We start from the raw sequence: 21,653 nt of genomic DNA, 5'->3' as shown, positions 1-21,653 counted from the left end.
TGCCCGCGTAGGTCGTCGCTACCGCGGCGACGCAAACGGGGGCACCGAAGTCAACGCCGCGATGCGCTCGCCGAGTGAGACATTCCATTCGGACAATATGGCGCGAGGTTTTACGAAGGTGCCCCCGTTTGCGTCGCCCCGGTAGGGGCGACCTACGGGATCGGAAGGACACCATTGATCGTTCCCACGCTCCAGCGTGGGAACGCACTCCCTGGACGCTCCAGCGTCCCGATTCGGGCCGCCGGAGCGGCCACCACCCCGCGCCCACGCCGGAGCGTGGGCGCGATCCTGCATTTGACCCCGCAACCTACCGAACCGTCACCTCGATGAAGCGGCGCAGGGATTCGCGAATGTTCGGGCTCAGCTTCTCCAGCAGGCGGACGAACTCCGCCACCTCCGCCTCCACGTCCCCCGTCCGCTCCCAGGCATCACCGCAGAGCAGCCACTCCACCGGGCGTTCCAGTTCATCGGCCAACCGGAGGAATTGACCGAGCTGAAGCGAAGCGATATCCCCGCTTTCCCATCCCTCCAAGGCCGCTTCTGAAACGCCAACCTTCTCCGCCATCTCGCGGAGGCTGATTTCCCGTTCCTCCCGCGCCTTTCGCATTCGCGCCGCAACGCTTTTCATCGTGTGAAATCCTCGTCTTGATGGAACGAGGAAAACGATAGGTTTGGCGCCCCGTGAATCCCACGAAGTTAAACTTCGGGTCGGGATAAAATTCGGTCAAATAGCCGATAATTCCACGCAAACCCCTCGTAACCACGCTCTGCGTGGTTACGCGCTCCCGCAAGACGCTCCGCGTCGTGTCAATGGTGGCAGCGGACTCAAAGCCCGTCGGCGGCTGGACGCAGAGCGTCCAAGGTTATGGGTTACGACGCGGAGCGTCGTAACCAGATTGAGGATGAGCTGGCGGAAAGAACCCACACCACCACCGTCACCATCAGCAACATCGAGCGCGGCATTCACGGGCCGCGGTTCGACCTGCTCATGCGGATCTGCGACGTCCTCGAAGTGGAGGCCAAGGCGCTTTTCACCTTCGACGAATAGCCGGCAGCCCGTCCCTGCCCGGCACCCGCACAACGCTAGATCCGGGTTGCCGTCACCGCCGGCCCGCGGGGTACGTTTCCGCGCCCGCCCGCGAAGCGGTTTGTTACCCGATGGGTTTCGGCCAACGTGGCCTCCATGAACCTCGAATTGACCGAGCGGGTTGGCCGCAAGGTGGACGTGATCAGCGACGACGGCATCCACCACCGCCTCCGCGACCGCATCCTGGCCGAGGCGCAGCCACTCCGTTGGAGTGAGGACGCTCACTTCCGCCGCCGGGAAACGAGGGTGCCGTATCACGGCTGCTGAACCACCCCGTGCAGACACAGGACGCCACCCCGTTGAAAACGCGACGCGCTCCACCAACGGGAAGCGCTCGATCAGCGATCGTCTTCCCGTCATCTACGCAGCGTCTTCTTTGGAAAAGCCAAACCGAGTATCAACGATTCGATCGATGAGCGGCGCCCCGGCTCTGGGTAGGAGCGGCCCCTAGGAGCCTGTCGGACTATGGATGAATCGGCCGCGAAAGCGGGATGACGGCACCGCTTTTCCGAAAATCCTCGTCAAATAGCTCACTATTCTCCTCGAATTTTCGAAAAATCGGCACCGTCCTCCCGCTCCCGCAACTCGATCCCCCATAGCCCGACAGGCTCCTAGGCCTCGATCATGACGGAGTGAGAACTTCGATTCGGCAGGAGGCTGGAACGGACGCGGCGCCATCGCGGCCTAGGGGCCGCTCCTACAGTGGAGGCCGTAGTCGCTTTTCGGTCGTCAGTAGCGGGGCCCTTCCCTCATCCGCCGCAACGGCTCTCCGGCGCGACAATGCGCAGCCGACCGCGCCAACATCGCGAATCGGGCCGCCAGAGCGACCGGCCCCTCCCGCTACTCACCCCAAACGAACCGCCGCCGCGGCCACATGCCCGGCCAGCGAGGTGACGAAGGTCTTGAGCGCGCTCAACTCCGAAAGCTCGGTGTAGGCGCCGGTGTCGGCGGCATCACGCGCGGAGGTGATGAGGGTGGCGGTGGTGTAGAGCCCCTCCTGCACCAGTTTCTGGCAGAGGAGATCGTAGCGCTGGAGATAGGAAGCGCCGTTGAAGGCCTCGAAAACGGGAAAGTGTGGGGAGTCCGTGGCCACCGGTGAACGGGATTTCGGTGCGTCCTCGACCATCATCAACCAACTGACAAACGGGCGCGGCTGCTTTCCGAAGGCCCCTTCGCGATAGGCGGTCCACAGGTCGTGGGCGGTGCCGATGGCCTCTTCGGTACGGTTGTTGAAGTTGTTGCCGAACGACGGGCCAACTTGGCTCTTCAATTCGATGGCGGCAATCAGCTCACCCCGGTGGACGACCAACAGATCCCACAGTTTCGTGGGCCGAAAGAAGCCGGGCAGCGTCAGTGCGGCTCTCTCCCGATGGATTTCCGCATCGGCCAACCCATTGGCCCGGATGAGCGCCTCGGTCAGCTCGATGAAACCGTCCATGTTCTTGCCGCCGGTAACGCCGGCGCGCTCACCCTGGTCGCTCCGCCCCGAATCCCGCTGTTTCTGCTTCGCCGCTTCGCGGCTTTGCCAGAAGGCCTTGACGGCCTCCCGTGCCTTGGCCTCGTAGTCCACTAGTTTGAGGGTCATCTATTCTCCGTTTCCGCCAAGGGCGTCCTGCTCTTCCGGGCTTAGTTTATACAGCTTGAATACCGCCCGGTTGCACGCCGCCAGATCCCGCTTGACGGCGGCCCGTTCCAGTTCGGCGCGCAACGCCTTGGGGACCTCCGCCCAACGGGGAATCCGGATGCGGCGCAGGTACTGTGCCTGGAAGCGGAGAAACCCGCCGCGCATCCGGGTGGAATAGGTGGCGATGAACAGGCGGGCGACCGCCGACAGCAGAACGGCCTGCAATGCCCGCAGGCTCCACTCTTCCGCGGTGACGTAATAGAGGTTGTGGTGGGGATAGAGCTTCCCTTCCTCGAACACGATATGCGCTTCGCCTTTGATGTCGGGGATCAGCAATTTCGGCCGTTGGGTGAGGGCCGGGGTGATACGGTCGATGGTGCGATACCAGTTGGCAGGCGCCTTTTTCGCGCAGTGACGACCGGCGATCACCGCTCGGCGAGACTCCAGGTAACGCCGCAGGCGCGGATAGCGCTTCAGGTCCACCAGTCCTCCGTCGTCCGTGAAGGGATTGATCACCCCCTGACCGCGCCACTCCACCTCGCCGCTCCGGATATCGCGGGTGGTTACCAGCGGAAGCTTGCGCCCCGGCTCCACGTCGAGCCCCTCGAAATCGCCGATGAACGCCTTGTCGGCGCCGGTGGCGACGCCGATACCGACCTTGCATCCGGCCTCTTCGAGGCTGGGCAGCGCGTGTTCCAGCCGGCGGACCAAGGCCATCTGATCCGACGATTCGAGCAACCACGGTTCCGAGCCTTGGGTAACGTTCGCCAACTCGCGAACAGTGCCCGGCGACTTCGGCAGGAGATCCGCCCGCAGCGCCTGCGCCAGGCTCGCCAACTCCGCCCGCTCAATGGCGGGGCGGTGGGCAATGCGGGTGACGCCGGGGCGCTCCCGGCTGATGACCGTAATGGCGGGGTAGGCCGTCACCTCGGAGTGAAACGCCGGGGTGTTCACCATGTCGACGTAGCACTTCAGGTGAAAGTGGTCGGCGATCAGGCGGCGGAGCGGTCCACCGTAGCGATTCTTCATCCATCGGTCGGCGCAGATGAAACTGACGCTCCCCCCCGAAGCCAGCAGCGTGAGGGAACGTTCGATGAAAGGGATGTAGAGGTCCGCCCGGTCATAGAGGGTGCGGTAGCGAAGCCGGTATTCGGCGAGCAGCGCCGAATGGATCAACTCCTGTCGAACATAGGGGGGATTGCCGACGACGAAATCGAAATCGGCATCCATCGGACAGAGGAGAAAATCGCCCTGAATAAGCCAGCGATCGGCCAGGGCGGTCGCGGACCTCGCAGCGATACCCTCACTCTTGAGCCGCTTCAGGACTGCCGTGCGGGTTTTGTCAAAGGTATCGCGATGCAGCTCGACGGCGCGGATTGCGCCGCCCAAGGCATCCAGCGGACTGCGCGGGTCGTCGGCTGACCGCCATGTCCGCAGCACGCGGTCGATGATCGGCAGCAGAAAGTCGCCTCCGCCGAAAGACGGCTCCAGCACTCGCCGCCGGTAGAGCGGCAGGTCTTCGGTGAAACCCACCAAATCGAGCATGAAGTCGACCACTTCGGCTCGCGTGAATACCGCACCGCGACACTCCGCCCCCTGCGCCTTCGACAGACTCTCGATCGCGGCAATCACCGCCGGGGAGCGGGGAGGCAGGGCCTCTTGTGGCCAATCGAAGTTCATCTGGCCGGGAGATGTGTGCATGCCGAAGCCTGTCATTGAAGGGGGGAGCGTTAACTTTACTAATTATATATACACCTACCTCACCCACGCCACCGCATCCTCTACGTGCTGGCCGCTCGCCTCGGTTGATCGTCACTCCACTCCACCCCCGTTCTCCGACCACCCGCATCCGTGCGATGATCGCCCGATGAAGATCATCGAACTGCTCCAATCGCTCGCCGACAAACAGGTCCGGTACGTGCTGGTCGGCGGACTCGCGGTTCAGTTGCTGACGATGAAACGCGCAACCCGGCGCGCGAAGGACCGGATGGATATCGAGGCGTTGGAGAAGATCCAACGCGGTGAGGACCCCAATGAGTAGCGACAACGGCCCCGCCGGGTGATCCCCGAAGAGTTGATGCTGGCGCGAATCGCCCAGTCGGAGCAGATGCGCGAGTTCTTCATCCAGATGTGGTTACAGAACCCGAAACTGGCAGAGGGGGTCGGTGAGCGGATGAAGGCAATTCTGAGGCCGATCGACTGGCCGATCGATGATTCGAATTCCGATAGCCGCGACGACCGCTAAAGGAGAGCGAACGTGTGACTCTTCTGCCGGGAAGAGACCTCACACCGATTTCCGCTCGACATCCCCAAATCCGGCGCGCCTTACTCCCTCGCCCATGCCACCGCGTCCGTCACATCCTCCTCGGCAACACCGGCTTCCTTCAGATTGCGCCGAATTTCATCCGCCTTACGTGAGACGACGGCAGGGGACGAATCTGGCGCCCCGGCAGGCTTCGCCTCCTGCTGTTCCGTATCGTGGGCGCCATCGTCGAGCCTGTCCGCGGCCTCCCGATTTTGTTGACGCAACCGGTTGAGGTGCTCCACTTGATCAGCTCGTTTGGCATCGGACAGGTCATATTCGGCTTTCATCGCCCTCTCCTCGGCTTCGGGAACCATTATGGTTCTCATGACGACCTCGACGGCTCACGCTCCTTAGACCAGCCCTTCCAACCCTTTCCGATCGAGCAGATCCAGCAACTTGCGGGAGGGGCCGCTGGGGTGCTTCCTGCCGATCTCCCATTGGCGGACGGTGGAGAGGCTGGTGTTGAGCAGGGTGGCGAGCACCGCCTGGCTCAGCTGGTGGCGCTCGCGCAGGGCGCGAATCTTGTCGCCGGGGAAGTCGGGGATCGGCTCCAGGCAGAGGAGATCGTATTCCCGCATGCGCCGCTTGTCGATGAAACCATTGGCGTGGAGGTCCCGCGCCCCTTCGTGGACCGCCTCCAGAATCCCGCTGCCGAATTTAGCCATCACAGATCTCCTCCAACGCCCCCGACGCGATATGACTCTTCAACGCCTCGGGCGTCAGCGCCAACAGGTCTTCTCCGAACGACCGCAACGCGGTCAGCTCCCTGGCACTGATGTTGGCTCGTACGTTCTTCATGAATCCATAGACGAAACACCAACGGTCGCCCCGGTTGGTCGCCACCAGCGTTCGACTGCCGCCGCGCTTTCCACGACTGGAGACCGCGACCCGCTTCTTCAGGATATTCCCTCCGAGGTCGGCATCGATCAGCCCTCGCTCCATCTCATCGACGGCCTTACAGAGCGCGTCGTCGGTCAATTCCGTCTTCCGCATCCAACGACTGAAGTGGCGGGTCTTCAGAACTCTCCTCATCAGCAAAGTATATTACTTAGAGCACCACTTATCTATACAGTAGTCTTCGACACTATCCGCCAAAACCCCGTTCACCCCCCGCCTGCATCCGTGCGATGATCCCTCGATAGAAGATCGCCGAGCGAACTCCACCGACCGCCAAGCCGATGGATAAATCACCCACCCGGCCGGAACTCCTCCACGCCCAACCCCTCCACCGCCCCAGACAAGCCAGGAACCCCACCATGTCCCCGTTGTCCCGCCTGCTCTTCGCCCTGCTCCTGCTCTTCAGCGGCGCGGCGGCGGCCTTCGAGGCGCCGCTGCTCAACGATGCGGCGGCGGGCTACCGCGACCAGTTGGCGCAGCGCTATCGCGAGGCGCCGCGGGAGGCGGTGGAGTCGCTGCGGGAGCAGGGCCGCGCCATGGGGCGGCAGGGCCGCTGGGATCTGGCGGTGCCGTTCTACGAGCGGCTGGTGGCGCAGAGCCCGCAGGAGGCCGCCACCTGGCTGCTGCTGGCCACCGCGCAGCACTTCCGCGCCAACCAGCAGAACGGCGGCGGCGGGGCCGAGGAGGCGGCCCGCGCCGCCTGGCTGGCGTGGCGGCTGCGCGGGGCGGATGAGGACGTCGGCGCGCGGGCGCTGTTCCTGCTCGGCGCGGTGCGCGACCGGCAGGGGCAGTTGAAGGAAGCGCGCGACGCCTACCGCGAGGGGCTGGAGCACGGCATCAACGACGGGGTGACCAAACGCCTCGCCGAGCTGGAGGCGATGCTCCGCTTCCGCCTGCTCAGCAACGAACTGCGCCGCGACGGGGCCACCGCCACCGCGTGCCTGCGCTTCTCCGCGCCGCTGCGCGCCGGGCGGCCGGTGAACTACGGCGACTACCTGCGCCTGCGCCCGGCGGTGGACAGCGCGGTGACCGCTGCCGGCCAGGAGCTCTGTCTCTCCGGCCTCGACTACGGCACCACCTATCAGTTGGAGGTCCGCGCCGGGCTGCCGGCGGCGAACGGCGAGCGCCTCGCCGACGGCTCGACGCTGACCATCGAGGTGGGCAACCGCCCCGCCTCGCTGGCCCTCAACGACCGCCTCTACCTGCTGCCGCGGGTGGGCAGCCGCGGGCTCCCGCTGGAGAGCGTCAACGTGCGCAAGGTGGCGCTGGAGCTGCTGCACATCAACGACCGCAACCTGATCCGCGAGATCAACGACGGCAACCTCGGTGCCGAGCTCAACACCTGGCGCAGCTGGGGCATTGCCCAGAGCGAGGGCGAGCGGGTGTGGCAGGGCGAGATGGCCATCGACGGCCCCGCCAACCGGCGCCACACCACGCTGATCCCGCTGGACAACATCGAACTGCAACCGGGCATCTACGCCGTCACCGCCCGCGCCCTCGACCCCGAGCGCACCGAAGGGGTCGGCGAGGTGGCGCAGTGGCTGCTGGTCAGCGACCTCGGCCTCACCTCGGTCAACGGCCCCGACGGGCTGCACCTCTTCGTCCGCTCCCTGGCCAGCGCCAAGCCGCTGGCCGGGGTGGCGCTGCGGCTCTACGCCCGCAACAACGGCGAGCTGGGCAAGGTGGTCAGCGACGCCGACGGCCACGCCCTGTTCGACCCCGGCCTGCTGCGCGGCGAGGGCGGGCGCACCCCGGTGGCGGTCTATGCGTATCAAGACCACCAGGACTTCAACCTCCTCGACCTCACCCGTCCCGCCTTCGACCTCAGCGACCGCGGCGTCGAGGGGCGCGCCGCCCCCGGCCCGGTGGACGCCTTCCTCTACACCGAGCGCGGCGTCTACCGCCCCGGCGAGACGGTCCACCTCAGCGCCCTGCTGCGCGACTTCCAGGCCCGCGCCATCAAGCCCCTGCCGGTATGGATGACGCTCACCCGCCCCGACGGCGTGGTCGCCCTGGAGCAAAGCCTCCAGGCCGACGAGACCGGCGCCTACGCCCTCGACCTCCCGCTCGCCGCCACCGCGCGCAGCGGCGGCTGGAGCGTCGAGCTGCGGCTGGAGCGCAAGGGCGCCGCCGTCGGCACCACCCGCTTCCAGGTGGGCGACTTCGTGCCGCCCACCCTCGGGCTGAAACTGGAGGCCCCTGCGGAAGCGATCCACGCCGACGAGAGCCTCGACCTGCCGCTCACCGCCGAATACTTCTACGGCGCCCCCGGCGCCGGACTCCACGGCGAGGCAGAGCTGGTACTGGAGGTGGACCCGCAGCCCTTCCCGGCCTACCCCGCCTACCGCTTCGGCCTGATCGACGAGGAGTGGACCCCGCGCCGCTTCCCCCTCGAACTGCCCGACACCGACACCGCGGGCGCCAGCCGCCTGCGCCTCACCCTGCCCACCCTGGCGCCGCCGGACCGCCCGCTGCGCGCCGCGGTGCGCGCCAGCGTGTTCGAGCCCGGCGGCCGCCCGGTCAACGCGCTGACCCACCTGGCGGTGCGCCTGGGCGAGCTGAACATCGGCATTCGCCCCCACTTCGACGGCGACCAGGTGGACGTGGACCGCCCGGCCCGCTTCGACGTCATCGCCCTGGACCGCGACGGTCAACCGGTAGCCGGCACCCGGCTGCGCTACGCCCTGGTGGAGGAGGAGTACCGCTACGACTGGTACCGCAGCGGCCGCGACTGGAACTTCCGCAAGGTGCGGGTGGGTGAGCGCCCGCGCCGGCAGGGCGAAATTGTCGCCCGTGCCGACGGCCCCGCCGGCCTGGAGCTGAAACCCGACTGGGGCGACTACCGCCTGGAGGTCTACGACCCGGCAGGCGGCGCCGCCGCCGCCCTGCGTTTCCACGCCGGCTGGGCCGCCGCCCAGGCCGGCGACAGCCCGGACAAGGCGGAGGTGCGCCTCGACCGGGCGCGCTACCGCCCCGGCGAGACCGCCCGCGTCTTCATCCAGGCCCCGTTCGCCGGCGAGGCGGTGCTCACCGTGGCCGGCGAGCGGCTCTACGCCACCCGCAACGTCACCCTGCCCGCGGAGGGCACCGAGCTGGAGCTGCCGGTGGAGGCGGCCTGGGGCGCCGGGGTCTACGTCATGGCCCACGCCTTCCGTCCCGGCAGCGCAACCGCCGAACACGGCCCCGGCCGCGCCATCGGGCTGGCCTGGCTGGGCATCGACAGCGGTCAGACCCTGACCGTCCACCTCGACGCCCCCGAGCGCATCACCCCGCGCCAGCGGCTGGAACTGCCGATCCGGGTGGAAGGACTCCGCCCCGGCACCACCGCCGGCCTCACCCTCGCCGCGGTGGACGAGGGCATCCTGCGCCTGACCAATTTCGCCAGCCCCGACCCGGCCGCACACTACCTGGGCAAGCGCGGGCTGGCGATGGAGATCCGCGACCTCTACGGCAGCCTGCTCGACGGCCGCCACGGCGAGCGCGGCGAGCTGCGGGTGGGCGGCGACGCCGCCCTGGCGCGCCAGCTCGGCGGCCCCCGCGAGCACAGCCGGCGCACTGTCGCCCTCTATTCCGGGCCGGTGCGGCTCGACGCGAACGGCCGCGCCACCCTCCCGCTGGAGATCCCCGACTTCAACGGCCGCCTGCGCCTGATGGCGGTGGCCTGGGACGCCCACGGCGTCGGCCAGGCGCAGGGCGAGCTGACCGTGCGCGACCCGCTCACCAGCCAGCTCCACCTGCCGCGCTTCCTCGCCCCCGGCGACCACAGCCAGTTGGAGCTGAGCCTGGACAACCGCGACGCCCCGACCGGCCGCTACCACCTCAGCCTAAGCGTGGAGGGCCCGCTGGCCCTGGGAGAGGACGGCCGGCAGCGGTATGAAGCCGACGTCGAACTGGCGGCTGGCCAGCGCCTCGACCGCGCACTGCCGATCGACGCCAGCGGCCTCGGCATCGCCAGACTCGCCCTGCACATCGACGGCCCCGACGGCCTCGCCATCGACCGCCAGTGGCAACTGCCGCTGCGCGCCGCCCACGCCCCGCGCACCCGGCGCATCGTCGGCCGCCTTGAGCCGGGCGAGAGCGTCCGTTGGGACGCCGGTCTGCTCGCCGACTACCTGCCGGGCGCCACCCTGCGCCTCGACCTCGACGCCCGCGCCGGCCTCGACCGCGCCGGTCTGCTGGAGCAGCTCGACCGCTACCCCTACGGCTGCCTGGAGCAGACGGTGAGCACCGCCCTGCCGCTGCTCGGCCGCCCGGAGTACGAAGCGCGCATCGCCCCCGCCATCGCCCGCGTGCTGGACCGCCAGGACAGCGACGGCGGCTTCGGCCTGTGGAGCGCCGACGACCCCGCCGAGCTGTGGCTCAGCGCCTACGCCATGGAGTTCCTCACCCGCGCCCGCGCCGCCGGCCACGCGGTGCCCGAGGGGGGCTGGCAACGCGGCCTCGACTGGCTGCGCCAGCAGGCCCGCCAACCCCACGCCAACCGCCTGGACGGGCAGGTCTACGCCCTCGAGGCGCTCGCCCGGGCCGGCCAGGCCGACCCCGGCCAGCTGCGCTACCTCCACGACAACTTCGCCGACGAGCTGCGCAAGCGCCCGCTGGCCGCCGCCCTGCTCGGCGCCGCGCTGGCCCGCTACGGCGAGCGTCAACGGGCCGAGGAGGCGTTCCGGTGGGCGCGCCAGGGGTGGGACACGCGGGGTGAGCGTCACCACTACGGCAGCCCGTTGCGCGATCTGGCGGCGCTGCTCGCGTTGCAGGCGGAGGCGGGCGTCGACCCGGCCAGCGAGATCGAGACGGCGACCCGTGTCAGCAACCTGTGGGCGGATACCCGCCGCGGCAGCACCCAGGAGCTGGCCTGGCTGGCGCTGGCGGCGGAGGCCCTCGCCGGCGACCCGCAGGCCGTCGGCGCGACGGTCGACGGGAAACCCGCGCAAGGCCCCCTGGAGCTCTCCGCCGACGATCTGCAGGACGGCCTCACCGTGGAGAACGGTGGCGAGCAGGGCCTCTGGTACAGCCTCACCCTCGACGGCCAGCCGAAGGGCCCGCAGCCCGCCGCCGAGGCGGGCCTGCGCATCCAGCGCCACTTCCGCGACCTCGACGGCCAGCCGGTGAATCTTGAAGAGGTCCGCCAGAACCAGCTGCTGGTCGCCGTCATCGAGGGCCGGGTGCTGGCCGGCACCAACCACGACCTGCTGGTGGTGGACCGCCTGCCGGCGGGCCTCGAACTGGAGAACGCCGAAATCGGCGCCGGCGGCGACCAGCGCGCGCTGGGCTGGCTGCCGCAAGGCTCGCCGCTGCGCCACCGCGAGCTGCGCGACGACCGCTACGTCGCCGCCCTGGAGCCGGGAAACAGCCCCGAATTCCACCTCAGCTATCTGGTGCGTGCGGTGACCCCGGGGCGCTACGTCCTGCCCGGCCCGCTGGTGGAGGACATGTACCGGCCGGAGCGCCGCGGCCAGGGGGCGGACGGGTGGCTGACGGTGAAGGAGTAGGCACCTCGCCAACAGGATGGCAGGGACCTTCGAGAACGAACCTTCGATCACCGCACGGCGCGCGCGGCGCGCCCTATAGGGCGGCCCGCGGCCGCCGCGCCCAACGAAGGCACCTCGCTACCCGATCGCCGGAATCCTTATTCAAGAATGAAACGCCGATCACTGGCCCTGCTGACCCTGCTCCCGGCGCTGCTGATCACGGCGCTCGCCCTCGACCGCGCCTTCCCCCCCGACCTCTCCCGCCTGCACCACCCCGCCCAGCGGGTCACCGATCGCCACGGCGCGACCCTGCGCGTCTTCACCAGCGACGACGGCTACTGGCGCTTCCCCGCCGACCCGAGCCGCGTCGATCCGCGCTTCCTCGAGCTGCTGCTCAACTACGAGGACCGCCGCTTCCCCCACCACCCCGGCGTCGATCCCCTCGCCCTGCTGCGCGCCGTCGGCCAGTGGCTCGCCCACGGCGAGGTGGTCTCCGGCGCCTCCACCCTCACCATGCAGACGGCGCGGCTGCTGGAGCCGCGCCCGCGCACCCTCGCCAACAAACTGCGCGAGATGCTCCGCGCCCTGCAACTGGAATGGCGCTACGACAAGCCGCAGATCCTCGCCGCCTACCTCACCCTCGCCCCCTACGGCGGCAACCTGGAGGGGATCGAGGCGGCATCGCTGGCTTGGTTCGGCCACCCGCCGAACCGGCTCACCGCCGCCCGGGCGGCCCTCCTGGTGGTGCTGCCCCAGGCGCCGAGCCGCCTGCGCCCCGACCGTTTCCCCCACGCCGCCCGCCAGGCCCGCGACAAGGTGCTGCGCCGCGCCCGCGCCGCGGGGCTGCTCGACGACCGTGAGCTGCGCGAGGCACTGGCCGAGCCGCTGCCCGCCCACCGCCACCCGATGCCGTTCCTCGCCCCCCACCTGGCGCGCCGCCTGCGCGACGAGGGCATCGAACAGGCCAGCGTCGACGCCACCCTCCAGGCCCAGCTCGAAGGGCTGCTGCGCCGCCGCGGCGGCCAGCTCGCCGCCCGCGCCGGGGTCGCCGCCCTGGTGGTCGACAACCACAGCCGCGAGGTCCTCGCCTACGTCGGCGGCAGCGACTTCTTCGACGCCGAACGCGCCGGTCAGGTGGATCTGGTGCGCGCCGTGCGCTCCCCCGGCTCCACTCTCAAACCGTTCATCTACGGCCTCGCCTTCGAGGCCGGGCTGATCCACCCGGAGACCCTGGTGGACGACCGCCCGCAGGCCTTCGGCGACTACCGCCCGGGCAGCTTCGACGGCCGCTACCGCGGCGAGGTGAGCGTGCGTAGCGCCTTGCAGCAGTCGCTCAACATTCCCGCGGTGGAGGTGCTGGAGCGGCTCGGGCCGCAACGCCTGGTGAGCCGGCTGGCCGAGGCCGGCGTGCCGCTCGCCGACGGCGGCGAGCGCCCCGGCCTGGCGATCGCCCTCGGCGGCACCGGCACCCGCCTGGAGGAGTTGGTCGCGCTCTACGCCGACCTCGCCGACGGCGGCCGCGCCGCGCCGTTGCGCCTCACCCCCGGCACGACGCGGCCGCAGGGCCGCCTGCTCGGCGAAACGGCGACTTGGTACGTCAGCGACATCCTCCACGGCGCCGCCCGCCCGCCGGACCAGATCAACGCCGCCTATAGCGAGCGCCACCTCGGGCTCGCCTACAAGACCGGCACCTCCTACGGCTTCCGCGACGCCTGGGCGATCGGCTACAACCGCGACTACACCGTGGGCATCTGGAGCGGCCGTCCCGACGGCAGCCCGAATCCCGGCCACTACGGCTACAACACCGCCGCGCCGCTGCTGTTCGCCGCCTTCGACCTGCTGCCGGGGAGTGGCGACGGCCTCCCCGAACCGCCGCCGGAGGTGCTCTTCGCCGGCAACCGCGAGCTGCCGCCGCTGCTGCAACGGCTGGACGGCGCGCCGCCGCGCCTGTGGGTGGACGCCCCGGCGCCGCACATCGACTTCCCCCCCGACGGCGCCGAGCTGGCTTGGCGCCCGACCCTCGGCCTCCAGGCGAGCGGCGGCCGGCGCCCGCTGCGCTGGCTGGTCAACGGCCGCCCACTGGAGAGCTCGCCGCTGCGCCGCGAGGCGCTGTGGCAGCCCCGCGGGCGCGGCCTGAACCGCATCGTGGTGGTGGACGGCGACGGCCGCAGCTCGGCCAGTGAAGTTTGGCTGGACTGAACGTAGGTTGGCGCTACCGCGCCGACGCGAACGGAGGCACCCGCGGCCGCCGTTGCCGCCACACGTTCCGAACGGGACGTTCCGCTCGGGACGGCCCACGCCGCGGAAAGCCCGCTGCCTCCGTTCGCGTCGGCGCGGTAGCGCCGACCTACGGAACCCATTGAACGTCCACGGCAGGTCGCCCATCATTGGCCCATGATGTCCCCGAACGACCGTCGCCCCCTCGGCTGGAAACCGGCCGCCACCCTGGCCCTGCTGCTCGCCATCGCCATCGCGGTGAGCGGCGTGCTGGACCGGGCGGGGAGCGGCTATACCGAGGCGGGACTGAAGCGGGCGCTGGTCACCTTCGCGGTGGCCCGCGGGCTCAACGCGGTGATCTCGGTGGCCCAGGGGACCGAGGTGGCGATCCAGCCGGCGGGGGTAGGCGTCAACTTCGCCCCGGGGCAGGTGCTCGACCCGCTCAACGACCTGGTGGAGCGCTTCTCCTGGCTGATGCTCGCCAGCGCCACCTCGCTGGGGGTGCAGCGGGTGCTGCTGGAGCTGTTCGCGGTGCCGGCGGCGAACGCCCTGCTCGCCGCGCTGCTGCTCGCCGCCGCCCTCGCCCTGTGGCGCCCGCCGGCCCCGGTGGTACGCCGCGCCCTCTGGCGGCTGACCTTCACCCTGCTGATCCTGCGCTTCGCCGCACCGCTGGCCGCGCTGGCCAACCAGGGGCTCTACGACGCCTTCCTGCAACCGCGCTACGAGCAATCCAGCCAGGCGGTCGGGCGCATCGAAAAGGAGTTCGACTCCCTGCAACAGCGTGAACGCCGCACCCGCCCCGCCGCCGACCAGGGGCTGCTGGAGCAGGCCCAGGCGGCCTACCACGCGGCGAAGGAGACGCTCGACGTGGAGCGCCAGCTGGAGCGCTACCGGCAGGCCGCCGATGCGCTGAGCGAGCAGCTGGTGGAGCTGATCGTCACCTTCCTGCTGCAGACCCTGCTGCTGCCGCTGCTCTTCCTCTGGCTGGTGGTGCGCGCCCTCGGCGCGGTGTGGCGTCACCCGTTCCCCGCATAGGGCGCCCCGCGGGCGCCGTGCCGAACGAAGGCACCTCCCGCTCGGACAGGCTGTTTTTCAACACGAAGGGCACGAAGGAAGAGGCACGAAGAACACGAAGGTAAGAAAGTCATAGGACGTCTCGTGGGCGCCGCGACGTATCTGAACGGAAGGTATCTCCGTTCGGCACGGCGCCCGCGGGGCGCCCTATACGAGGGCAACAGCGTGCAATGACGCCACGTTGTTTCCGAATGCCACCACCCGTAACCTCATTCCTCTTCGTGCCCTTCGTGCCTCTTCCTTCGTGCCCTTCGTGTTAAATCTTCTTCTCCCGAAAAGGACCTCAATCCCCCAGCCGGCACAACGGCGCATCGGCATCATGCGCCCCGTCGCCAATCCCGAACAGCCGCCGCGCCCGCGGGCAGAGCCAGTGGCGCAGGTCGTCGGCGATCAGGTAGAAGCAGGGCAGCGCCACCAGGATCAACACCGTGGCAAACAGCAGCCCGACGCCGAGGCTGATCGCCATCGGCGCCAGGAAGGCGGTCTGCCCGGTGGCGAAGAAGATCAACGGCGAGACCCCGAGGAAGGTGGTGACGGTGGTGAGCAGGATGGGACGCACGCGCACCCGGCCCGCCTCGGCGATGGCGTCGATCCGCCCCCACCCCTCGCCGCGCAGCCTTTTCGCGAAATCCACCAGGATCAGCGAGTCGTTGACCACGATGCCGGCCAGCGCAAGGAAGCCGATCAGCGAGAGGAACTGCAACGACTCGCCGAACAGCGCGTGCCCGGCGATCACCCCGATGGCACCGAAGGGGATGGCGAACATCACCACCAGCGGGTCGAGCAGCGACTTGAACAGCGCGGCGAGGATGAAGAAGATCACCGCCAGCGCCAGCACCATCGCCCGCTGCATGTCGGCCACCGATTCGGCGGTCTTCTTCTTCTCGCCGAGAAACAGCAGCCGGTAGCCGGCGTGGCGCTCGCCGATGTCGGCGAACTGCTGCTGCACCAGCTCGGTCACCTCGCGTGCGGTGATCACCGCGTTGTCCACCTCGGCGGTGACCGTCGCCAGCCGGCGGCCGTCGCGGCGATGGACGGTGGAAAGCGCGCGGCCCACCTCGATGTCGGCCACCTCGCCGAGGAACACCGCGCCGCCGCCGGGGAGGGTGATGCGCAGCCGTTCCAACGCGCCGCCGTCGTGGCGCAGCCGGTCGGGGTAGATCACCCGCACCGGGATGCGCTTGCCGTGGTGGGTGACGTAGAGCGCCTTCAGGCCGAGGAAGCCGGTGCGCACCGCCTCGGAGAGCTGCTGCTGGGTCAGCCCCAGGTTGCGCCCCCGCTCGTTGAGGGCGTAGCGGTACTCCAGCTTGCCCGGTTCCAGGTCGAGGCGCACGTCGTAGACCCCCGGCAGGCGGGCCAGATAATCGCGCACCGCATCCGCCTCGCCGCTCAACACGTCCAGCTCCGGCCCCTGCACGCCGACCTCGATGTCCGCCCCGGCGGGACCGCCCTGGGGGCGCAGGATGGAGAGCCGCTCGATGCCGGGGATCGCCTGCAGGCGCTCGCGGATGGCGTTGATGATGGTGCGGGTGTCGCGCCCGCGACTCCCCTCGCGGGAGAAGTTGAGGCTCACCAGCGGGGTGACCCAGTTCTCGATGAACCCCTCCGGGCGGCGCTTCTCGAGGTCGACCATCAGCTGCACCCGGTTGGAGACCATCTCGATGCGGTTGAAGTCGATGAAGGTGACGCCGACGTTGGCCAGCAGGCTCTTCAGCTCCCCCTCGCGCAGCGCGTCGCGGATCGCGCCCTCCATCCGCGCCGCCAGCCGGGTGGAGTCCTCCAGCCGGTAGGTGTTGGGCGCCTCGACGTTGACGAAGAACTGGCCCACGTCCACTTTGCCGAAGAGGTAGAAGGGCACGCGGGTGGCGGCGTAGGTGAGCGACAGGATCAGGCCGCCCACCACCAGGGCGGCCACCAGATAGCGGTGGCACGCCGACCAGCGGATCAGCGCGGCATAGCGGCTCAGCATCGCCCCCCAGTCGACCCGCCGCTCCCGCCCCCCATCCTCACGGGTCACCACCGGCTTGACCCGCAGCATCTCGGCGGCGTGGGAGGGGAGCACGGTGAACCCCTCCCACAGCGAGCCGAGCAGCGCCGCGGTGACCACCACCGGGATCACCGCGATGAAGGTGCCCATGGTGCCGCCGATGGCGAACATCGGCAGGAAGGCGGCCACCGTGGTGGCGGTGGAGGCGACCACCGGCCAGAACACCTCGCGGGCGCCAACATCCGCCGCGACGTGCGGCTCCATCCCCTGCTCGACGTGGCGGTAGACGTTCTCGGTGACGATGATCGCATCATCCACCACCAGACCGAGGGCGATCAGGAAGGCGAACAGCGAGACCATGTTGACCGAGTAGCCGAGGTAGTTCAGCGCGATCACCGCCACCAGGAAGGAGACCGGGATGCCCATGGCGGTGATCAGCGCCACCCGCAGGTTGAGGAACAGGTAGAGCGAGGCGAGCACCAGCACCAGCCCGACCACCGCCGAGGACTTCACCGTATTGAGGCGGTTCTCGATGTAGACCGAGAGGTCGCTGAACAGCCCCACGCCGACCCCCGCCGGCAGTTCCTGGCGCAGCTTCGCGGTCAGCTCGCGCATCTCCCGGGCCACCACGATGGCCGAGGCCTCGACGGTCTTGTTGACGGTGAGGTTGACCGACGGCCGGCCGGCGAAGCGGCCGAGGGTCTTCGCCTCCTCCAGGCGCAGCTCGACCCGCGCCACCTCGCCCAGGGTGAGCCGGCCGCCGGCCGCATTGGCGCGCACCACCACCGCCTCCACCGCCCGGGCGTCGGGCGCCGCCCCCATGCCGCGCAGCAGGATGTCCCCCTCGCCCGACTGCAGCGAACCGCCGGGCAGGTCGCGCAGGTTGGCGCGCAGCGCCGCGGTGACCTCGGCCAGCGTCACCCCGCGGGCGGCCAGCCGCTCCGGGTCGACCACCACCCACAGCTCCCACTCGCGATCGCCGGCCACCCCGACGCTGGCCACCCCCGGCAGCTCCTGGATGCGGCTCTTCACCCGGTCGGCGGTCTCCAGCAGATAGCCGCGCCCCACCTCGCCGTAGAGCGCCATGCTGATCACCGGGAAGCGGGTCTTCAACCGGGTCAGCTCCGGCTCCTCCGCCTCGTCGGGGAGGGTGAGGATGCGGTTGACCGCGTTGCGCGCGTCGCGCAGGAAGTCGTCGACGTCGGCGCCCGACTTCAGGTTGATGTTGATGGTGGAGAGCCCCTCGGCGCTGGTCGAGAGGATCTCGTCGATGTCCGCCATCCCCTCCAGCTCCTCCTCGATGGGGGCGGTCACCTGGCGCTCCACCTCCTCGGGGGATGCACCCTCGAAGAGGGTGGTGATGCGCACCTTGTCCAGTTCCACCACCGGGAACATCTCCTGGGGCATGGCGTACCAGGAGAGCACGCCGGCGATGACGATCACCGCCAGCATCAGGTTGGTGACCAGCGGGTTGTCGATGGAGAAGCGGATCAGGTGCATGGGGTTGAGACTCTGGAAGGGAACGCGGAGGACGCAGAGACGCAGAGAACGCGGAGAAGAAAAGATAATACGTGTGAGTCACAACCAAGCGGCTGGTAGCCCTCCCAGACACAACTCTTCATCTCTGCGCTCTCTGCGTCTTTGCGTCCTCCGCGTTCATCGCCCATGTCCAAAAGGACTACCGCGCCGGGCGCCACAGCACGTCGGGGGTACCGGCCTCGCGGTTGAGGTGGCGGGCGAGGACGAAGAGCAGGTCGGAGAGGCGGTTGAGGTACTTTCCGGCGTCGTTGTCGGAGTGCCCCGCCCTCTTCAACGCCGCGACCCGCCGCTCGGCACGGCGGCAGACGGTGCGCGCCAAGTGGCAGGCGGCAGCGGCGCGGCAGCCGCCGGGGAGGATGAACTCCTCCAGCGGCCCCAGCGCCTCGTTGAGCCGGTCGAGGGTCTCCTCCAGCCACGCCACCCGCCTGGCCACGTCGATCAGCGGCTCGGGGCGGTAGACCCCGACGCCGACGTCGAACAGGTCGTGCTGGATCTCGGTGAGGATCGAACGACTCTCCTCCGACAGCTCCTCGGCCAGCACCAGGCCGACGCTACTGTTCAGCTCGTCCACCGAGCCGATCGCCTCGATCCGCGGATCGTCCTTCTCCACCCGCACCCCGCCGCCGATGCCGGTGCTCCCCCGGTCGCCGCTACGGGTGTAGATCTTCGTCAGCCGGTTGCTCATGGTCCGTCCTCGCTTCGTTGAGGCCGGAAGTGTACCGCCGGGGGGCGAGCGATTTCACCACGAAGGGTTGTCGGGTTGTTCCCGTGTGCGCCTCGGCCGCCGCCAAATGGGATACTATCCGGCTCATCGAGCTCCACGCGCCCGGGCAGGACGTAGCGCCATGATCGATTCGATCCAACTGCAAGACTTCAAAAACCACCGAGACACCCGCATCAAACTCGGGCGCTTGACGCTGCTCGTAGGTCCCAACGGCTCGGGAAAGACGAGCGTCCTGCAAGCGATTCATTTTGCCTGTCAAAGCGTAAATCAAGGGCAAGTATCGGAGAACACGGCACCGAAAAAATCCGCTCGCGCCGGGCAAAGTCATTCGACCGTCGCGATTGGAGGAACCTATTCCGGCAAACCGTGGATATTTGAGATTTCCACCGATCCGGCTCACAGCGGCTCAATCGCCTTTCATTGGGAAACCAAAAGGTATGCTGAGCGCCATCCCCTCGCCTCGTTCCTCATAGAAGACGGCGAACTCCCCCCATGGGACGAATGCGTCGAACAGACTCCCTCCACCATCCACTACCGCGCCGATGCACGGCGTCTGGCGCAGCCTTGCTATTCGGACGACGAGATCCCTTCGGTCGCGGTGGATGGCTATGGCCTCGCCTCCACCCTCGCCTACCTGATGACCTACGACCCCGACCGTTTTCGTCAGCTGGAGGAAGGGGTTCGCTCGGTGATTCCCTCGGTCAAGCGGCTGCGCGTGCGCCCCGCCCGCATCGAGATGTCCGAGCAGCGCACCGTCGCCATCGGCAACCGGAAGACCACCTTCGACGACGAACGCACCGTCACCGGCCATGAGTTGGTGGTGGACATGGACTCCGGTGACGAATTGCCGGCGCATGCGGTCAGCGAGGGGACCCTGATGACCATCGGCCTGCTCACCGTGATATCCGGCCCCACCAATCCGGAAATGGTACTGCTGGACGATATCGACCACGCGCTCCACCCCAGGGCCCAGCGGGAGTTGGTCGCCACCTTGCGACGCCTTCTGGAGCAGACTCCGGGACTCCAGATCGTCGCCACCAGCCACTCACCGTACCTCGTCGACGAACTGGCACCGGAAGAGGTGTGGGTGCTGGCCGCCGACAGTGAAGGGATCGCCGCGGCTCGCCGCTTGGCGGACCACCCGGAAGCGGAGCGCGCACTCCAGGTATTGAGCACCGGCGAGTTCCTCAGCGCCGAAGGAGAGGAGTGGGTATTGGATGCGGGAGAGCGGCATGCGTTGGCTGGTAATCGCTGAGGCGGAGGCCGATCAGCGGATCGCCACCGCACTCGCTGACCGGGTTCTTCTCGACCACTATCCTGAATGGCTCGATTCCTACACACTCGATGCCATGCGAAGCTGGTGTGGAATCGATCCCGAGACCACCTATACCCGCTGGTCTCGAATTCCGGAACTTGCCAAACGAGGCGGTAGACGTCTCCATGTCCACGGCAAAGGCGCTGGCGCCGATGCGGCGGCGGCGCGCAAGGTCTTCGCCATCGTCGGGCAACACGCGGTGGATCACGAAGTCGATGCCCTGTTATTGATACGGGACGCCGATAACCAACCCGAACGCGCCAGCCACATCCGCAACGCGCGGGACGGCATCGGTACCAGCCTGGGCTTTCCGATAGCGGTTGGCGTAGCCAATCCAAAACGCGAAGCGTGGGTGCTCAATGGTTTCGACCCCAAAGATCCCCAAGAAAAGCGGCGTCTGGAGGAGGTGATTACCGCCTCGGGACTCGATCCTCGAACCCATGCCCATCGGCTTCACGGGGACATCCGACGGGGATCGGCGGAGCGGGATACAAAACGCATCGTCGCTATCTTGACCGCTTCCAGTTGGGAGCACGAACGGCTCTGTTGGGAAGAAATCCCCCTTGAAACACTCCGTCAACGAGGCATCGAGACTGGACTTGTGGACTATTTCAACGAAGTAGCCGAGCACCTCTGCCCTCTCTTCAGCAAAGTGAATCGTGGCACCTGAACATTCATCCGACGCTCCCCGCCACCGAATTTCTGAACCAACCCAAGACCGTCCTAACGTGAAAGCAATGATCCTGGCGGCCGGCCGCGGCGAGCGGATGCGGCCGTTGACCGACCATACCCCGAAGCCGCTGCTCCCCGCCGGCGGCAAGCGGCTGATCGAGTACCACCTGGAGCGGCTCGCCGCCGCCGGCTTCCGCGAGGTGGTGATCAACCTGGCCCATCTCGGCGGGCAGATCCGCAACCACCTCGGCGACGGTGGCCGCTACGGTCTCGCCGTCGCCTATTCGCAGGAGCCCGAGGGGGCGCTGGAGACCGGCGGCGGGATCTTCAACGCACTGCCGCTGCTCGGTGATGCCCCCTTTCTGGTGGTCAACGGCGACGTCTGGTGCGACTATCCTTTCGGGGGGATGGACGAGCCGCGGGGGCTCGCCCACCTGGTGTTGATCGACAATCCGGAGCACAACCCGAAGGGGGACTTCGCATTGGAGAACGGGATGGTGAAGAGCGACGGCGAGTCCAAGCTCACCTTCTCCGGTATCGGCCTCTACCGCCCGGAGCTGTTCGCCGGCTGCCAACCCGGCCCCTTCCCCCTCGCGCCCCTGCTGCGCGCGGCGATGGCGCGGGGCGAGGTGAGCGGCGAGCACTACTCCGGCCAGTGGCTCGACATCGGCACTCCCCAGCGCCTGGAGGCCCTCAATCAGGCGCTGATGGAGAGGAAAATTTGAACGCAAAGGCGCAAAGACG

18 protein-coding genes are annotated in these 21,653 nt (G+C 68.5%); 10 read left to right on the top strand and 8 right to left on the bottom strand.

Annotated features, from left to right (window positions below):
• Positions 1 to 307: 307 nt before the first annotated feature.
• A complete protein-coding gene (locus tag ACYQ2W_RS05745; RefSeq protein WP_459864168.1) occupies positions 308 to 607 on the bottom strand; it encodes a helix-turn-helix domain-containing protein in 300 nt (99 codons plus the stop codon).
• Between the two features lie 258 nt (positions 608 to 865).
• Here ACYQ2W_RS05745 and ACYQ2W_RS05740 point away from each other — a divergent pair, with 258 nt between their 5' ends.
• Together ACYQ2W_RS05740 and ACYQ2W_RS05735 are read left to right on the top strand one after the other, a co-directional pair.
• A complete protein-coding gene (locus ACYQ2W_RS05740; protein ID WP_459864133.1) occupies positions 866 to 1,048 on the top strand; it encodes a helix-turn-helix domain-containing protein in 183 nt (60 codons plus the stop codon).
• A 135-nt stretch (positions 1,049 to 1,183) separates the two neighbouring features.
• Entirely contained in the window at positions 1,184 to 1,354 is a 171-nt protein-coding gene (locus ACYQ2W_RS05735) for a hypothetical protein (protein ID WP_459864131.1), read from the top strand.
• 577 nt (positions 1,355 to 1,931) lie between these two features.
• Here the strand turns inward: ACYQ2W_RS05735 and ACYQ2W_RS05730 are convergent.
• Positions 1,932 to 2,657, bottom strand: coding sequence for a PaeR7I family type II restriction endonuclease (locus tag ACYQ2W_RS05730; protein ID WP_459864129.1), 726 nt, complete (start codon positions 2,655 to 2,657; stop codon positions 1,932 to 1,934).
• A gap of 15 nt (positions 2,658 to 2,672) precedes the next feature.
• Complete coding sequence (locus ACYQ2W_RS05725) at positions 2,673 to 4,412, bottom strand: Eco57I restriction-modification methylase domain-containing protein (protein ID WP_459864127.1); 1,740 nt, start codon at positions 4,410 to 4,412, stop codon at positions 2,673 to 2,675.
• Between the two features lie 166 nt (positions 4,413 to 4,578).
• On the opposite strand from ACYQ2W_RS05725, the gene ACYQ2W_RS05720 reads away from it, so the two are divergent.
• A complete protein-coding gene (locus tag ACYQ2W_RS05720) occupies positions 4,579 to 4,752 on the top strand; it encodes a hypothetical protein (RefSeq protein ID WP_459864125.1) in 174 nt (57 codons plus the stop codon).
• Between the two features lie 18 nt (positions 4,753 to 4,770).
• On the top strand, positions 4,771 to 4,956 hold the full coding sequence (locus ACYQ2W_RS05715; RefSeq protein ID WP_459864123.1) for a hypothetical protein: 186 nt from the start codon (positions 4,771 to 4,773) through the stop codon (positions 4,954 to 4,956).
• Positions 4,957 to 5,036: 80 nt separating this feature from the next.
• Here the strand turns inward: ACYQ2W_RS05715 and ACYQ2W_RS05710 are convergent, their stop codons facing one another.
• From ACYQ2W_RS05710 to ACYQ2W_RS05700, 3 genes are all read right to left on the bottom strand, one after another.
• The gene (locus ACYQ2W_RS05710) at positions 5,037 to 5,303 is read right to left on the bottom strand and encodes a hypothetical protein (protein ID WP_459864121.1); all 267 of its coding nucleotides are present in this window, start codon (positions 5,301 to 5,303) and stop codon (positions 5,037 to 5,039) included.
• 63 nt (positions 5,304 to 5,366) lie between these two features.
• Complete coding sequence (locus ACYQ2W_RS05705) at positions 5,367 to 5,681, bottom strand: helix-turn-helix domain-containing protein (protein WP_459864119.1); 315 nt, start codon at positions 5,679 to 5,681, stop codon at positions 5,367 to 5,369.
• Positions 5,674 to 5,994, bottom strand: a complete 321-nt coding sequence (locus ACYQ2W_RS05700; protein WP_459864117.1) for a type II toxin-antitoxin system RelE/ParE family toxin — start codon at positions 5,992 to 5,994, stop codon at positions 5,674 to 5,676. The genes ACYQ2W_RS05705 and ACYQ2W_RS05700 overlap by 8 nt, the downstream gene beginning before the upstream one ends.
• Before the next feature lie 278 nt (positions 5,995 to 6,272).
• Between ACYQ2W_RS05700 and ACYQ2W_RS05695 the strand changes: the two genes are divergently transcribed.
• The 3 genes from ACYQ2W_RS05695 (at position 6,273) to ACYQ2W_RS05685 (ending at position 14,633) form a co-directional block, all read left to right on the top strand.
• Positions 6,273 to 11,402 (top strand): alpha-2-macroglobulin, encoded by a 5,130-nt coding sequence (locus ACYQ2W_RS05695; protein WP_459864115.1) that lies wholly within the window; start codon positions 6,273 to 6,275, stop codon positions 11,400 to 11,402.
• 147 nt (positions 11,403 to 11,549) lie between these two features.
• The gene (gene pbpC, locus ACYQ2W_RS05690) at positions 11,550 to 13,580 is read left to right on the top strand and encodes a penicillin-binding protein 1C (protein WP_459864112.1); all 2,031 of its coding nucleotides are present in this window, start codon (positions 11,550 to 11,552) and stop codon (positions 13,578 to 13,580) included.
• Positions 13,581 to 13,775: 195 nt separating this feature from the next.
• Positions 13,776 to 14,633 (top strand): hypothetical protein, encoded by an 858-nt coding sequence (locus ACYQ2W_RS05685; RefSeq protein ID WP_459864110.1) that lies wholly within the window; start codon positions 13,776 to 13,778, stop codon positions 14,631 to 14,633.
• A gap of 322 nt (positions 14,634 to 14,955) precedes the next feature.
• Here ACYQ2W_RS05685 and ACYQ2W_RS05680 read toward each other — a convergent pair whose 3' ends face one another.
• Both ACYQ2W_RS05680 and ACYQ2W_RS05675 read right to left on the bottom strand, forming a co-directional pair.
• Entirely contained in the window at positions 14,956 to 18,159 is a 3,204-nt protein-coding gene (locus ACYQ2W_RS05680) for an efflux RND transporter permease subunit (protein ID WP_459864108.1), read from the bottom strand.
• 178 nt (positions 18,160 to 18,337) lie between these two features.
• Positions 18,338 to 18,883: a cob(I)yrinic acid a,c-diamide adenosyltransferase gene (locus tag ACYQ2W_RS05675; RefSeq protein ID WP_459864106.1), complete on the bottom strand. Its 546-nt coding sequence runs from the start codon at positions 18,881 to 18,883 to the stop codon at positions 18,338 to 18,340.
• A gap of 160 nt (positions 18,884 to 19,043) precedes the next feature.
• On the opposite strand from ACYQ2W_RS05675, the gene ACYQ2W_RS05670 reads away from it, so the two are divergent.
• Genes ACYQ2W_RS05670 through murU form a run of 3 tightly spaced genes read left to right on the top strand, consistent with a single transcriptional unit; the run spans position 19,044 to position 21,634 of the window.
• A complete protein-coding gene (locus ACYQ2W_RS05670) occupies positions 19,044 to 20,177 on the top strand; it encodes an AAA family ATPase (RefSeq protein WP_459864104.1) in 1,134 nt (377 codons plus the stop codon).
• Complete coding sequence (locus ACYQ2W_RS05665; RefSeq protein WP_459864102.1) at positions 20,155 to 20,907, top strand: hypothetical protein; 753 nt, start codon at positions 20,155 to 20,157, stop codon at positions 20,905 to 20,907. Before ACYQ2W_RS05670 ends, ACYQ2W_RS05665 begins: the two co-directional genes overlap by 23 nt.
• A 58-nt stretch (positions 20,908 to 20,965) precedes the next feature.
• Positions 20,966 to 21,634 (top strand): N-acetylmuramate alpha-1-phosphate uridylyltransferase MurU, encoded by a 669-nt coding sequence (gene murU / locus ACYQ2W_RS05660; protein WP_459864100.1) that lies wholly within the window; start codon positions 20,966 to 20,968, stop codon positions 21,632 to 21,634.
• Positions 21,635 to 21,653 lie beyond the last annotated feature (19 nt).

This window comes from Endothiovibrio diazotrophicus (assembly GCF_054657215.1).
The sequence above is the reverse complement of the archived record's forward strand: the minus strand, read 5'-3'. Positions and strand labels throughout refer to the sequence as shown.